Below are 15,400 nucleotides of genomic sequence, written 5' to 3'. Positions count from 1 at the left end.
ATAGGGCTAAAAGTTCCGCAAGGAACGGGTAGTATTTTTGAGAATTTCACTCAAAAATCTCCACCCTCAGAATTAAAAAGTCGGTTCGTTAATTCTCACCTAAAGGCTATTGCCTTTCTTTTTAATTCTGTCCTTGCAAAACTTTTTTCGGCTCGTATGCTTTTCTCGCCAAGCCGACAGACAAAAAGCAAAGTAATGGTTCTCGACTTGGACTAGCAAGTATACGAGCCGAACCGCTTAGATCATTCGTCCCAAGATAATTCTTATTCTAAAAATAGATACGTAATACGTGGGGTTTCGTCCCCACACGACGAGCCAAGACTCTAGCCAAAAAGCAAATTTCAAACCAAAAAACCAGAACAAAATCACATTAAGTAAAAAATAACTCGAAAATATCTAATTTTATCAGTTGTTAAATGTCAGAAAAAAATCTAACCAATGATATTGTTGAGATCCTTTGGTAACTTCTTGCTGTGATGACTATCATAGTGACTTTTTCTCCAGCAGCCACTATTAGTGGCTAGTTACCATAAGGACTTATTTTTGAAATTTGCTATTTTTTAGAAAATATGTTAATCTAAGAATGACCTATTTTTGTTCGGTTTGAGATTAAGAATAAATTTTGTTTTTCGTCTAAGGTGTTTGAGCAAGGGTAGTAACACATGTGTGGGTATCCATACTAGGAGGCAACAATTATGGAACAAGGTAAAGTAAAATGGTTTAATGCAGACAAAGGTTTTGGATTCATCGAGCGTGAAGTTGGAGAAGACGTATTCGTACATTTCTCAGCTATCCAAATCGACGGTTTCAAATCTTTAGACGAAGGACAACGTGTAACGTTTGGAGTAGAACAAGGACAACGTGGCGCACAAGCTACTAATGTTCAAATAGCTTAATATTAGCTGATGAAAGACCCTCTTGTAGGGTCTTTTTTTGATTTTGTTACAATATTCCAAATACAACTTTTTTAAGGGGATTTGGGGTGCTTAACTTTTAATGAAAAAGAAGACGTTAGAAATCATAATTTTAGCATTATGGGGTACCGCCAACAAAACGCGAATTTTGTACGCTAAGCAAAAAAACAATAAGCTGTCCAAGTGGACAGCTTATTTACATAATTTTCGTTATCAGAAGTTAGATCTTGTAATATTCAAAGCTAAATCCTCCTATAAAAATCATGATGGAAACAATTGAAATGACAATGCTAATCCTTCTAATATTCTTTTTCTGAACACTCATTGCGATTAGCAAAGACAATAAAAAAACAAAGAGACTTATTGTTGTTAATATAGCAATTAATTTATCCAAGAAATACAGCCTCCATTTCTTATTCTGATTCTGATGTGGGCCATGCTGTTCCTATAACGGATAGATGAAGAACAACGGATCCTAGAAATAAAAGACCAAAAAGTAAAATAAGTGTTATGACTAGTGCAATCCCAGATATTATCCTTATTTTTTTCATTGATCTCACCTTAATTTTGATTTGTTTTTATTTTCATCAAATAAGATGAGTTTATGCCTATTTTATCGTGGATTATATGTATACCATATTCATGTGAGGTTTACATAACGTCCTATTATCGGTAGTAAGGATAAATGAGGAACCCTTGTTTTTATGGGGTTCTTTTTTCTTTTCTAGTAAAAATGATATGCATGATTTTATACATGGTTGATATAGCGGGGATCCGGAGGATCCTTGTTATTCTTTTTTTGCATAAAATCTTGTATAAATAAAAAAGATTTTGATGTTATTATCGAGAAGTAATACATATCAGTGTTAAAATCGGAATGTATTTCGAAATTAAATCGTTTTTAAAATCGGTTGTCATATCGGTTGCAAGTGCATTCCGATTTTGATTGGAATGTTGATTTAATCGTGTTTTGTGAGTGAAAAACGTATTCCGTTTTTGGGGGAGGAATGAAAATTGGAACTAAAATCGGAAATGCATACACCGAAAATTGTTGCGGATCTTTTAGGGGTCACACCCGATTTACTAAAGGTATGGTCAAACGAATTTAACATACAAACGGAGCGAAGCCAGGGAGGGCATCGCAGATACTCGAAGGAAAATATAGAAGAATTAAAAGCAATAAAAGAAAAAATACAGACGCAAAAATGGTCTTACGATCGAGTTCGAGCATGGCGAAATGGAGAACTTGATTCGTTTGTTTCAAAAGAAGAAAAATCAGAATTAGAAAAGAAATTGAATGAAGTATTAGAAAATCAGCAGTTACAAAATCAATTCAATCAAGCACTCGTTCAAAAATTACAAGAAATTACGAATGAATTGGTTACGACAAAAGAGCATTTAGCGAATACGGAGAAAAAGTTAACTGAAGTAGAAGGTAAAAACAGTGAATTAGAAGTTTTTATAGAGAAGAAGCTAGAGAAGCGGGATCAGTTATTGCTTGAAAACATTAGAGATATGCAGAAGCAAAATCAGAAACAAAAACGGAAAGGTTTTTTCGGTTTGTTTAAAAATTAAATATGATTGATATTTTTGTAGGTTCTAATGTCGGAAAAAGAAGAATAGGAATATAGCATAAATACAATAAGGGAATGCAGTATAGATCAGTCTACAAGCATTCCCTTGCTTTATATATGTTTGTATACTCAAAAAGTTATATATATATATTCGTTTTATAGTAAAATATGGTTATAACGTACCCGATGCAAAGTAAAAATGTATCGGGTTTTATTCCCGTATACTTTTTATCTTTGTATTTTGTTTGTTAAAAATATAAAAATTAAAAGAAACGGGGTTAAAACATGAGCAAGCGTTTTGTTGTTTTATTGACAGTATTTTCAGTTTTAGGAATGTTAGGTTTAGGTATTAAAGATGGAACTATTGTTATTTTAATTAATTGGGGCACTTTTTTGCCAGAATTAATTAAAAATATTATTTATGGGGCTTTAGTAACTTCTTTGTTCTCTTGGTTAGAGATTTCTTTAAAGTTCTTCTGTAAAAAATAAAGGTAGGTACTTATTTAATTTCCTAACGTTTTATATTTAGATGTTAGGGGGTGATGAATCAATGAAAGATTGTATATCAAAATCATATAATTATGGTTTTGATAGGATTTAGTCCCAATTATAATGTTTTGTAATTTAGAGTAGGAGTACGTTATATTTTTATTTAGCTCATGTTTTACCCTTCCTTGCCTATTTCTGGACGCCAAGAAATAGGCTTTTTTTTTGCTTATTTTTACAACGTTTTGAATGTATACTTTTTTTGTATTTTTTGAGGATATTAGGAGATTTCGTTTAAGGTCAATTTTTAAGAGGATTTGAAAGTAAACTTTTATTTAAAGGTTTACTTTCATTCTATAGGCGCACTTATAAGTATACTTACAAGTACACCTATAAGTATGTTTAATCTAGATAAAACCTCGCTATCCTGTCATTAGTCCTAATATAATAAGCCAAAAATTATACTAATCCTATAAAACCACAAATAAAAAAGTGCAAAATCTATCTACAGATTTCGCACCAAAAAACAGATAACAGATACAATCACTCGAAACATAGGAGAGTGTTTCAACACTTATTATAACCTATATATTTACATTTTTGCGTATGAATTTGAAAATATGTAAAAATTCATTATTTCATTTTGAATTTTCTTTTTATTTCAGTTATACTAAACAATAAAGAGACAAATCTCTCTTAGGCTGTCAATAATTATGCTAACGAAACACACCCAAAACCAAAAAACCAATTCCCGTGTAATGGAATTGGTTTTTTGGTGCAATTCAGTCAAACAGCAACTTGAACCCACATTTTCAAATGTAGTCTTATCAATTTTATCATAATTTTAAATAAATAAACGTAAAAAAAGCCCTTTATATAAAATATATAAAGAACTTTTTTAAAAGGATGAAACCCTTAAATTAACTAGTGATGAACACTTATTATATCATAAATCCCTTATTTATTGTATGATTTCTTTTTGCTATTGTTCTTCTAACCTAATTTCTATTTGTTCAATACGAAATGCTACAGGTGGGTGAGTCGCTTCTAAACGCGCTCGGAATTCCTCTTTTATTCCTACCACTCGAAACGATAAATCAGCAACTCGATGTAAAACGACTTGAATTACTTTTAAAACGACCGCTGCAAGAGCCGATAATACAGCCACAATTGGCACACGATTCGATAAAACAGATATAAAACCGTTTTTATAGCTAACTAATGGATGATTAGGGTTAACCCATAATAGACAATTTACTTAATAAAAATAGACGAAACAACAGAAACAATATTTATAAGCTCAATAAATTTTACCTTGAAATAAAAGTAAGTCTATGACCTATTTTTACACGTATCTCGGCTGGACCCTTTTAATATAGTTTCACTTGAACCATAGATCTTACACCTAAAAACAAGGAGGGACTGAAAAATGTGTTGTTACTAGATGCATATTAAAAAAGATAAGCATAAATTATATTACGTTTTGGTATAATCCTTTTATCTTTGAATAGGACTTAAATCTTAATAATAGATTTGAGTCCTGTTTTTTATATCATTATTCTCTAATTACTATATACACATAATATATTTATAATTAATTTTAAAGGAGAAATATGTTATATGACAAAATTGGAGGAACTAGAAAAAGATTTTAACCAAATGAATCTAGATTTAAAAGCTATACAACATGATGTGAAAAATTTAGAAGCAAGAATACTAGTAGCTGAAAAGGATGTTTTAACTATTAATAAACAATTAGATAAAATCAGTGCAAATACTACATGGATTTTACGATTGATCGTAAGCGGATTGTTAACAGGAGTACTTGGTGTATTAGCTAAAAACCTGTTATAGAGAAAAAGGGTGTTGGTCAATCAAAACGGACCTAGCGAAGCAAAGGGAGTATTTGACTTGACCAACTGCACTACACCCAAACCCTCTTGGCACTGAACAAACTACCGTTTGTTCCTGCCAACCGGCGAGGGAGCCCCTCAAGGATTGAGGGGTTGGGGAGTTCGATTGAGGGGGGCTGGGGAAGGGTTCCCCAGTGGGTTTGGGCAAAGCCCATGGTTTGCTTTTTGCCACGTAGTAAGTGGCTCGGCATAGCCGAAAAGCGTCGCAGACCCCTATCGATTTTGATGCGTTAGTGTCAAAATAAGTATAGGGTTACGTTAATTGACATCATTTCGTCGCTTTGCTAGACTGATGGTATCAACTAATCTAGGGAAAGTGGTGGCACTTTATGTTGGGTTCTATCTCATTTAATCAATCCCACCAAAGTTCATTGAGTCATAATAACAGAGAAAATATGCATGGAAATCCTGGGATTGATCCAGCCAGGTTACATGAGAATATTTACTTTGTTCAAAAGGATATCCGAAGTGTATACAAGGATGTCTTTCAAGAAGCAGTGGACAAGTATAACGAAAAACAAAAACGGAATGACCGTAAAATTGATGATTATTATGACAAAATACATAAAGATGATAAGACACATGAGCAACGAGAATTAGTCGTGGCGATTGGGGAAGGTAAAGACGACTCGAAATATAGGGAAGCCAAAAAGGAAGCGTTAAAACAGTATGCAGAGGCGTTTCAAGAGAGAAATCCAAACCTAGCGGTTTATAACATGGTTTTACATGATGATGAAGCGAATCCGCATTTACATATTAACTATGTACCAAATTTCGAAAGTAGTCGAGGATTAACGAGGCGTGTTGGAATGGATAAAGCTTTGCAGCAACAAGGTGTAGAGGGAACGGGAAGAAAGTTAATTGCACATTGGAGAGAATTAGAAACGGCTTATATTGAGAAATTAGCGAAAGAACACATTCCAAATTTTGAACGTGCCAATGTAGGTTCACATAAATACATGAAAGTCCGTCAATACAAGGAATATGCAGAAACAAAATCAATTGTTGAGAATCAAGTACAAGAAAAAGAGATGCAGTTACAAACGATTGACCATAACTTAAAAAATGTTGAAGAGAAAACAAACGAATTACAAGTAGTGAAAAAGAGTTTGGAAAGCGATGTCGTTGATAAGTACAAAGAATTAGAGGTAGTGAAACAACAAGTAGAGAGTGAAAGTGAAAAGCTACAGCTAATTGGCCAGTGTCATATAGAGTTAGAAAAAAGAGTAGAACAAATGCAAAAAGAATTAGATAGTGTTACGGATCAAGTACCCAATGAACCTGTTAAAATTCCATTTTTACGTAAAGAAGTAGTAGTAGAAGTACAGGATAAAATGTTTGGAAAAGCTGAAATCACGAAGAAACAGACAAGAAATTATGTGTTATCACCAGAACAATATCAAGAATTAACAAAGCAAGTGAATGCAGCGGTTACTATCAAAAAGGATTATGAGCGTTTGAAAAAAACAGATTTTGTGAAAGAGAATGAGAGTTTAAAAGGGCATGCAGAGGGATGGATGAAAGAAAATCGAACGTTGAAACAAGAAAAAAGTAAGTTGCAAAAAGAAGTTGGTGTATTAAATATAGAAATTAGCTCATTAAAAGCTCATATAAAGGTTTTGCAGACGAATATAAGAGTTTTATATGTACAAACGAAAAAAGTTTTTAAGGAGCAATTTAAGGCGTTTAGAGAGATTGTTAAAAAAGAATTGGATAACAAGGGAGTAGATAATCAATTTGAACGTGAACATAAGAGAGAAATAAGAAGACATCAAGATTTTGATAGAGAAAGATAGGATTGAATGTTGTGTTTTTGCAAGAGATGGAAAGCTTTAACAAGGTGTTTCATGTTATTATAGAGAAAGACATACAAAACGAGAAAAACCGCCCAAGCTTTGGTCGGCGAGGCGGTTTTTCATAATAAGGTTGGAATCAGCCAATATATATTCTATATACATTCTAACATATAAAAGTTGATTCCTTCCACTAAGGGAGAGAATTATTTTATGACAAAAGTTGTAGATTTTGGACAAGCTGAAAAAAAAGCGAAAATAAGAGATAGTAAGATTGATAGCATTTATAACCAGTTGCAAACCGGTGGTTATTCAGAAGAAGAGAAAGCAATGCTCTTACAGTTAATAAGTAAAACAACTGGTGGAGATGAATATTTTATAGGGAAAAAGAAAAAACCTACAGATCGGGTGAGGTTTGTGCAAATAATTATGGATAATTACAATTATTTGAGTGAAATTAATTATTTATCTACAGCTGAAAAAGCGCTTTTAATGGATTTAATACCTTATGTAGAATTTAAAACAAATATTTTGGTTGAAAGAATAAGTAAAGAAGATGAATTTGATTCTGATAGTGCAACGCCTAGTTATCTTGCAAGAAAGTTAAATAGAACTAGAGGAAAAGTTTCAGAGTTAATGAATGGTTTAATGAAAAAAGGATTATTAGCGGTTGCAGAAACTGGAACAACTACCGAAGATGGTCGTATTTGTACAAGTCGTACATGGTTTGTAAATCCAAATATTATGTGTTGTTCTCCAAAAGACGGAGTAGATAAAGCAACTCAAAAAATCTTTAAAAAATCACTTAAAAATTTTGTAACTGAAAATGGTAAAAAACATAAATTGCCAATTTATTTATTTTAGATGTCATTTTATATTGACATCTTTTTTTTTATTATTTTTTACATTTTTTAGGTGTTCCTTTTTGGGTACACAGGTGTTCCTTTTTGGGTACACCCTATATCTTATAAACCCTTGTTATTACTGACTTTCTTTACTTTCCTCTTCTCACTCTTATATATAGGGCTAAAAGTTCCGCAAGGAACGGGTAGTATTTTTGAGAATTTCACTCAAAAATCTCCACCCTCAGAATTAAAAAGTCGGTTCGTTAATTCTCACCTAAAGGCTATTGCCTTTCTTTTTAATTCTGTCCTTGCAAAACTTTTTTCGGCTCGTATGCTTTTCTCGCCAAGCCGACAGACAAAAAGCAAAGTAATGGTTCTCGACTTGGACTAGCAAGTATACGAGCCGAACCGCTTAGATCATTCGTCCCAAGATAATTCTTATTCTAAAAATAGATACGTAATACGTGGGGTTTCGTCCCCACACGACGAGCCAGCACTCTAGCCAAAAAGCAAATTTCAAACCAAAAAACCAGAACAAAATCACATTAAGTAAAAAATAACTCGAAAATATCTAATTTTATCAGTTGTTAAATGTCAGAAAAAAATCTAACCAATGATATTGTTGAGATCCTTTGGTAACTTCTTGCTGTGATGACTATCATAGTGACTTTTTCTCCAGCAGCCACTATTAGTGGCTAGTTACCATAAGGACTTATTTTTGAAATTTGCTATTTTTTAGAAAATATGTTAATCTAAGAATGACCTATTTTTGTTCGGTTTGAGATTAAGAATAAATTTTGTTTTTCGTCTAAGGTGTTTGAGCAAGGGTAGTAACACATGTGTGGGTATCCATACTAGGAGGCAACAATTATGGAACAAGGTAAAGTAAAATGGTTTAATGCAGACAAAGGTTTTGGATTCATCGAGCGTGAAGTTGGAGAAGACGTATTCGTACATTTCTCAGCTATCCAAATCGACGGTTTCAAATCTTTAGACGAAGGACAACGTGTAACGTTTGGAGTAGAACAAGGACAACGTGGCGCACAAGCTACTAATGTTCAAATAGCTTAATATTAGCTGATGAAAGACCCTCTTGTAGGGTCTTTTTTTGATTTTGTTACAATATTCCAAATACAACTTTTTTAAGGGGATTTGGGGTGCTTAACTTTTAATGAAAAAGAAGACGTTAGAAATCATAATTTTAGCATTATGGGGTACCGCCAACAAAACGCGAATTTTGTACGCTAAGCAAAAAAAAAACAATAAGCTGTCCAAGTGGACAGCTTATTTACATAATTTTCGTTATCAGAAGTTAGATCTTGTAATATTCAAAGCTAAATCCTCCTATAAAAATCATGATGGAAACAATTGAAATGACAATGCTAATCCTTCTAATATTCTTTTTCTGAACACTCATTGCGATTAGCAAAGACAATAAAAAAACAAAGAGACTTATTGTTGTTAATATAGCAATTAATTTATCCAAGAAATACAGCCTCCATTTCTTATTCTGATTCTGATGTGGGCCATGCTGTTCCTATAACGGATAGATGAAGAACAACGGATCCTAGAAATAAAAGACCAAAAAGTAAAATAAGTGTTATGACTAGTGCAATCCCAGATATTATCCTTATTTTTTTCATTGATCTCACCTTAATTTTGATTTGTTTTTATTTTCATCAAATAAGATGAGTTTATGCCTATTTTATCGTGGATTATATGTATACCATATTCATGTGAGGTTTACATAACGTCCTATTATCGGTAGTAAGGATAAATGAGGAACCCTTGTTTTTATGGGGTTCTTTTTTCTTTTCTAGTAAAAATGATATGCATGATTTTATACATGGTTGATATAGCGGGGATCCGGAGGATCCTTGTTATTCTTTTTTTGCATAAAATCTTGTATAAATAAAAAAGATTTTGATGTTATTATCGAGAAGTAATACATATCAGTGTTAAAATCGGAATGTATTTCGAAATTAAATCGTTTTTAAAATCGGTTGTCATATCGGTTGCAAGTGCATTCCGATTTTGATTGGAATGTTGATTTAATCGTGTTTTGTGAGTGAAAAACGTATTCCGTTTTTGGGGGAGGAATGAAAATTGGAACTAAAATCGGAAATGCATACACCGAAAATTGTTGCGGATCTTTTAGGGGTCACACCCGATTTACTAAAGGTATGGTCAAACGAATTTAACATACAAACGGAGCGAAGCCAGGGAGGGCATCGCAGATACTCGAAGGAAAATATAGAAGAATTAAAAGCAATAAAAGAAAAAATACAGACGCAAAAATGGTCTTACGATCGAGTTCGAGCATGGCGAAATGGAGAACTTGATTCGTTTGTTTCAAAAGAAGAAAAATCAGAATTAGAAAAGAAATTGAATGAAGTATTAGAAAATCAGCAGTTACAAAATCAATTCAATCAAGCACTCGTTCAAAAATTACAAGAAATTACGAATGAATTGGTTACGACAAAAGAGCATTTAGCGAATACGGAGAAAAAGTTAACTGAAGTAGAAGGTAAAAACAGTGAATTAGAAGTTTTTATAGAGAAGAAGCTAGAGAAGCGGGATCAGTTATTGCTTGAAAACATTAGAGATATGCAGAAGCAAAATCAGAAACAAAAACGGAAAGGTTTTTTCGGTTTGTTTAAAAATTAAATATGATTGATATTTTTGTAGGTTCTAATGTCGGAAAAAGAAGAATAGGAATATAGCATAAATACAATAAGGGAATGCAGTATAGATCAGTCTACAAGCATTCCCTTGCTTTATATATGTTTGTATACTCAAAAAGTTATATATATATATTCGTTTTATAGTAAAATATGGTTATAACGTACCCGATGCAAAGTAAAAATGTATCGGGTTTTATTCCCGTATACTTTTTATCTTTGTATTTTGTTTGTTAAAAATATAAAAATTAAAAGAAACGGGGTTAAAACATGAGCAAGCGTTTTGTTGTTTTATTGACAGTATTTTCAGTTTTAGGAATGTTAGGTTTAGGTATTAAAGATGGAACTATTGTTATTTTAATTAATTGGGGCACTTTTTTGCCAGAATTAATTAAAAATATTATTTATGGGGCTTTAGTAACTTCTTTGTTCTCTTGGTTAGAGATTTCTTTAAAGTTCTTCTGTAAAAAATAAAGGTAGGTACTTATTTAATTTCCTAACGTTTTATATTTAGATGTTAGGGGGTGATGAATCAATGAAAGATTGTATATCAAAATCATATAATTATGGTTTTGATAGGATTTAGTCCCAATTATAATGTTTTGTAATTTAGAGTAGGAGTACGTTATATTTTTATTTAGCTCATGTTTTACCCTTCCTTGCCTATTTCTGGACGCCAAGAAATAGGCTTTTTTTTTGCTTATTTTTACAACGTTTTGAATGTATACTTTTTTTGTATTTTTTGAGGATATTAGGAGATTTCGTTTAAGGTCAATTTTTAAGAGGATTTGAAAGTAAACTTTTATTTAAAGGTTTACTTTCATTCTATAGGCGCACTTATAAGTATACTTACAAGTACACCTATAAGTATGTTTAATCTAGATAAAACCTCGCTATCCTGTCATTAGTCCTAATATAATAAGCCAAAAATTATACTAATCCTATAAAACCACAAATAAAAAAGTGCAAAATCTATCTACAGATTTCGCACCAAAAAACAGATAACAGATACAATCACTCGAAACATAGGAGAGTGTTTCAACACTTATTATAACCTATATATTTACATTTTTGCGTATGAATTTGAAAATATGTAAAAATTCATTATTTCATTTTGAATTTTCTTTTTATTTCAGTTATACTAAACAATAAAGAGACAAATCTCTCTTAGGCTGTCAATAATTATGCTAACGAAACACACCCAAAACCAAAAAACCAATTCCCGTGTAATGGAATTGGTTTTTTGGTGCAATTCAGTCAAACAGCAACTTGAACCCACATTTTCAAATGTAGTCTTATCAATTTTATCATAATTTTAAATAAATAAACGTAAAAAAAGCCCTTTATATAAAATATATAAAGAACTTTTTTAAAAGGATGAAACCCTTAAATTAACTAGTGATGAACACTTATTATATCATAAATCCCTTATTTATTGTATGATTTCTTTTTGCTATTGTTCTTCTAACCTAATTTCTATTTGTTCAATACGAAATGCTACAGGTGGGTGAGTCGCTTCTAAACGCGCTCGGAATTCCTCTTTTATTCCTACCACTCGAAACGATAAATCAGCAACTCGATGTAAAACGACTTGAATTACTTTTAAAACGACCGCTGCAAGAGCCGATAATACAGCCACAATTGGCACACGATTCGATAAAACAGATATAAAACCGTTTTTATAGCTAACTAATGGATGATTAGGGTTAACCCATAATAGACAATTTACTTAATAAAAATAGACGAAACAACAGAAACAATATTTATAAGCTCAATAAATTTTACCTTGAAATAAAAGTAAGTCTATGACCTATTTTTACACGTATCTCGGCTGGACCCTTTTAATATAGTTTCACTTGAACCATAGATCTTACACCTAAAAACAAGGAGGGACTGAAAAATGTGTTGTTACTAGATGCATATTAAAAAAGATAAGCATAAATTATATTACGTTTTGGTATAATCCTTTTATCTTTGAATAGGACTTAAATCTTAATAATAGATTTGAGTCCTGTTTTTTATATCATTATTCTCTAATTACTATATACACATAATATATTTATAATTAATTTTAAAGGAGAAATATGTTATATGACAAAATTGGAGGAACTAGAAAAAGATTTTAACCAAATGAATCTAGATTTAAAAGCTATACAACATGATGTGAAAAATTTAGAAGCAAGAATACTAGTAGCTGAAAAGGATGTTTTAACTATTAATAAACAATTAGATAAAATCAGTGCAAATACTACATGGATTTTACGATTGATCGTAAGCGGATTGTTAACAGGAGTACTTGGTGTATTAGCTAAAAACCTGTTATAGAGAAAAAGGGTGTTGGTCAATCAAAACGGACCTAGCGAAGCAAAGGGAGTATTTGACTTGACCAACTGCACTACACCCAAACCCTCTTGGCACTGAACAAACTACCGTTTGTTCCTGCCAACCGGCGAGGGAGCCCCTCAAGGATTGAGGGGTTGGGGAGTTCGATTGAGAGGGGTCGGGAAGGGTTCCCCAGTGGGTTTGGGCAAAGCCCATGGTTTGCTTTTTGCCACGTAGTAAGTGGCTCGGCATAGCCGAAAAGCGTCGCAGACCCCTATCGATTTTGATGCGTTAGTGTCAAAATAAGTATAGGGTTACGTTAATTGACATCATTTCGTCGCTTTGCTAGACTGATGGTATCAACTAATCTAGGGAAAGTGGTGGCACTTTATGTTGGGTTCTATCTCATTTAATCAATCCCACCAAAGTTCATTGAGTCATAATAACAGAGAAAATATGCATGGAAATCCTGGGATTGATCCGACCAGGTTACATGAGAATATTTACTTTGTTCAAAAGGATATCCGAAGTGTATACAAGGATGTCTTTCAAGAAGCAGTGGACAAGTATAACGAAAAACAAAAACGGAATGACCGTAAAATTGATGATTATTATGACAAAATACATAAAGATGATAAGACACATGAGCAACGAGAATTAGTCGTGGCGATTGGGGAAGGTAAAGACGACTCGAAATATAGGGAAGCCAAAAAGGAAGCGTTAAAACAGTATGCAGAGGCGTTTCAAGAGAGAAATCCAAACCTAGCGGTTTATAACATGGTTTTACATGATGATGAAGCGAATCCGCATTTACATATTAACTATGTACCAAATTTCGAAAGTAGTCGAGGATTAACGAGGCGTGTTGGAATGGATAAAGCTTTGCAGCAACAAGGTGTAGAGGGAACGGGAAGAAAGTTAATTGCACATTGGAGAGAATTAGAAACGGCTTATATTGAGAAATTAGCGAAAGAACACATTCCAAATTTTGAACGTGCCAATGTAGGTTCACATAAATACATGAAAGTCCGTCAATACAAGGAATATGCAGAAACAAAATCAATTGTTGAGAATCAAGTACAAGAAAAAGAGATGCAGTTACAAACGATTGACCATAACTTAAAAAATGTTGAAGAGAAAACAAACGAATTACAAGTAGTGAAAAAGAGTTTGGAAAGCGATGTCGTTGATAAGTACAAAGAATTAGAGGTAGTGAAACAACAAGTAGAGAGTGAAAGTGAAAAGCTACAGCTAATTGGCCAGTGTCATATAGAGTTAGAAAAAAGAGTAGAACAAATGCAAAAAGAATTAGATAGTGTTACGGATCAAGTACCCAATGAACCTGTTAAAATTCCATTTTTACGTAAAGAAGTAGTAGTAGAAGTACAGGATAAAATGTTTGGAAAAGCTGAAATCACGAAGAAACAGACAAGAAATTATGTGTTATCACCAGAACAATATCAAGAATTAACAAAGCAAGTGAATGCAGCGGTTACTATCAAAAAGGATTATGAGCGTTTGAAAAAAACAGATTTTGTGAAAGAGAATGAGAGTTTAAAAGGGCATGCAGAGGGATGGATGAAAGAAAATCGAACGTTGAAACAAGAAAAAAGTAAGTTGCAAAAAGAAGTTGGTGTATTAAATATAGAAATTAGCTCATTAAAAGCTCATATAAAGGTTTTGCAGACGAATATAAGAGTTTTATATGTACAAACGAAAAAAGTTTTTAAGGAGCAATTTAAGGCGTTTAGAGAGATTGTTAAAAAAGAATTGGATAACAAGGGAGTAGATAATCAATTTGAACGTGAACATAAGAGAGAAATAAGAAGACATCAAGATTTTGATAGAGAAAGATAGGATTGAATGTTGTGTTTTTGCAAGAGATGGAAAGCTTTAACAAGGTGTTTCATGTTATTATAGAGAAAGACATACAAAACGAGAAAAACCGCCCAAGCTTTGGTCGGCGAGGCGGTTTTTCATAATAAGGTTGGAATCAGCCAATATATATTCTATATACATTCTAACATATAAAAGTTGATTCCTTCCACTAAGGGAGAGAATTATTTTATGACAAAAGTTGTAGATTTTGGACAAGCTGAAAAAAAGCGAAAATAAGAGATAGTAAGATTGATAGCATTTATAACCAGTTGCAAACCGGTGGTTATTCAGAAGAAGAGAAAGCAATGCTCTTACAGTTAATAAGTAAAACAACTGGTGGAGATGAATATTTTATAGGGAAAAAGAAAAAACCTACAGATCGGGTGAGGTTTGTGCAAATAATTATGGATAATTACAATTATTTGAGTGAAATTAATTATTTATCTACAGCTGAAAAAGCGCTTTTAATGGATTTAATACCTTATGTAGAATTTAAAACAAATATTTTGGTTGAAAGAATAAGTAAAGAAGATGAATTTGATTCTGATAGTGCAACGCCTAGTTATCTTGCAAGAAAGTTAAATAGAACTAGAGGAAAAGTTTCAGAGTTAATGAATGGTTTAATGAAAAAAGGATTATTAGCGGTTGCAGAAACTGGAACAACTACCGAAGATGGTCGTATTTGTACAAGTCGTACATGGTTTGTAAATCCAAATATTATGTGTTGTTCTCCAAAAGACGGAGTAGATAAAGCAACTCAAAAAATCTTTAAAAAATCACTTAAAAATTTTGTAACTGAAAATGGTAAAAAACATAAATTGCCAATTTATTTATTTTAGATGTCATTTTATATTGACATCTTTTTTTTTATTATTTTTTACATTTTTTAGGTGTTCCTTTTTGGGTACACAGGTGTTCCTTTTTGGGTACACCCTATATCTTATAAACCCTTGTTATTACTGACTTTCTTTACTTTCCTCTCTCACTCTTATAT

The 15,400-nt window shown here is 32.4% G+C and carries 14 protein-coding genes and 1 pseudogene; 13 read left to right on the top strand and 2 right to left on the bottom strand.

Annotated features, from left to right (window positions below):
- From JFU18_RS29675 to JFU18_RS29610, 4 genes are all read left to right on the top strand, one after another.
- Window positions 1-216: hypothetical protein (locus JFU18_RS29675; RefSeq protein WP_207192311.1), on the top strand; the 216-nt coding region annotated here is incomplete at its 5' end.
- Window positions 217-695: 479 nt separating this feature from the next.
- A complete protein-coding gene (locus JFU18_RS29620; RefSeq protein WP_201033555.1) occupies window positions 696-896 on the top strand; it encodes a cold-shock protein in 201 nt (66 codons plus the stop codon).
- Window positions 897-1,928: 1,032 nt separating this feature from the next.
- Window positions 1,929-2,489, top strand: a complete 561-nt coding sequence (locus JFU18_RS29615; RefSeq protein WP_201033558.1) for a MerR family transcriptional regulator — start codon at window positions 1,929-1,931, stop codon at window positions 2,487-2,489.
- Between the two features lie 284 nt (window positions 2,490-2,773).
- Entirely contained in the window at window positions 2,774-2,977 is a 204-nt protein-coding gene (locus JFU18_RS29610; protein ID WP_201033557.1) for a hypothetical protein, read from the top strand.
- 979 nt (window positions 2,978-3,956) lie between these two features.
- Here the strand turns inward: JFU18_RS29610 and JFU18_RS29605 are convergent.
- Window positions 3,957-4,142 carry a M48 family metalloprotease gene (locus JFU18_RS29605; RefSeq protein ID WP_242486435.1) on the bottom strand — a complete coding sequence of 62 codons (186 nt, stop codon included), beginning with the start codon at window positions 4,140-4,142 and terminating at the stop codon, window positions 3,957-3,959.
- Window positions 4,143-4,594: 452 nt separating this feature from the next.
- Here JFU18_RS29605 and JFU18_RS29600 point away from each other — a divergent pair, with 452 nt between their 5' ends.
- From JFU18_RS29600 to JFU18_RS29575, 6 genes are all read left to right on the top strand, one after another.
- The gene (locus JFU18_RS29600; protein WP_103945871.1) at window positions 4,595-4,828 is read left to right on the top strand and encodes a hemolysin XhlA family protein; all 234 of its coding nucleotides are present in this window, start codon (window positions 4,595-4,597) and stop codon (window positions 4,826-4,828) included.
- A gap of 388 nt (window positions 4,829-5,216) precedes the next feature.
- Entirely contained in the window at window positions 5,217-6,683 is a 1,467-nt protein-coding gene (locus tag JFU18_RS29595; RefSeq protein WP_201033556.1) for a plasmid recombination protein, read from the top strand.
- A gap of 210 nt (window positions 6,684-6,893) precedes the next feature.
- Window positions 6,894-7,544, top strand: coding sequence for a MarR family transcriptional regulator (locus JFU18_RS29590; RefSeq protein WP_000170178.1), 651 nt, complete (start codon window positions 6,894-6,896; stop codon window positions 7,542-7,544).
- Window positions 7,545-8,395: 851 nt separating this feature from the next.
- Window positions 8,396-8,596, top strand: a complete 201-nt coding sequence (locus tag JFU18_RS29585) for a cold-shock protein (protein WP_201033555.1) — start codon at window positions 8,396-8,398, stop codon at window positions 8,594-8,596.
- A gap of 1,035 nt (window positions 8,597-9,631) precedes the next feature.
- A complete protein-coding gene (locus tag JFU18_RS29580) occupies window positions 9,632-10,192 on the top strand; it encodes a MerR family transcriptional regulator (protein ID WP_201033558.1) in 561 nt (186 codons plus the stop codon).
- A gap of 284 nt (window positions 10,193-10,476) precedes the next feature.
- A complete protein-coding gene (locus JFU18_RS29575; RefSeq protein WP_201033557.1) occupies window positions 10,477-10,680 on the top strand; it encodes a hypothetical protein in 204 nt (67 codons plus the stop codon).
- Between the two features lie 979 nt (window positions 10,681-11,659).
- On the opposite strand, the gene JFU18_RS29570 is transcribed toward JFU18_RS29575, so the two are convergent.
- The gene (locus JFU18_RS29570; protein WP_242486435.1) at window positions 11,660-11,845 is read right to left on the bottom strand and encodes a M48 family metalloprotease; all 186 of its coding nucleotides are present in this window, start codon (window positions 11,843-11,845) and stop codon (window positions 11,660-11,662) included.
- Window positions 11,846-12,297: 452 nt separating this feature from the next.
- On the opposite strand from JFU18_RS29570, the gene JFU18_RS29565 reads away from it, so the two are divergent.
- From JFU18_RS29565 to JFU18_RS29555, 3 genes and pseudogenes are all read left to right on the top strand, one after another.
- On the top strand, window positions 12,298-12,531 hold the full coding sequence (locus JFU18_RS29565) for a hemolysin XhlA family protein (protein WP_103945871.1): 234 nt from the start codon (window positions 12,298-12,300) through the stop codon (window positions 12,529-12,531).
- Window positions 12,532-12,918: 387 nt separating this feature from the next.
- On the top strand, window positions 12,919-14,385 hold the full coding sequence (locus JFU18_RS29560) for a plasmid recombination protein (protein ID WP_201050435.1): 1,467 nt from the start codon (window positions 12,919-12,921) through the stop codon (window positions 14,383-14,385).
- Window positions 14,386-14,595: 210 nt separating this feature from the next.
- Window positions 14,596-15,245, top strand: a pseudogene (locus JFU18_RS29555) (MarR family transcriptional regulator).
- Window positions 15,246-15,400: the final 155 nt, after the last annotated feature.

It is taken from the genome of Bacillus sp. TH22, from assembly GCF_016651015.1.
Lineage (GTDB): Bacteria > Bacillota > Bacilli > Bacillales > Bacillaceae_G > Bacillus_A > Bacillus_A mycoides.
This window is presented reverse-complemented; position numbering and strand designations above follow the sequence as displayed.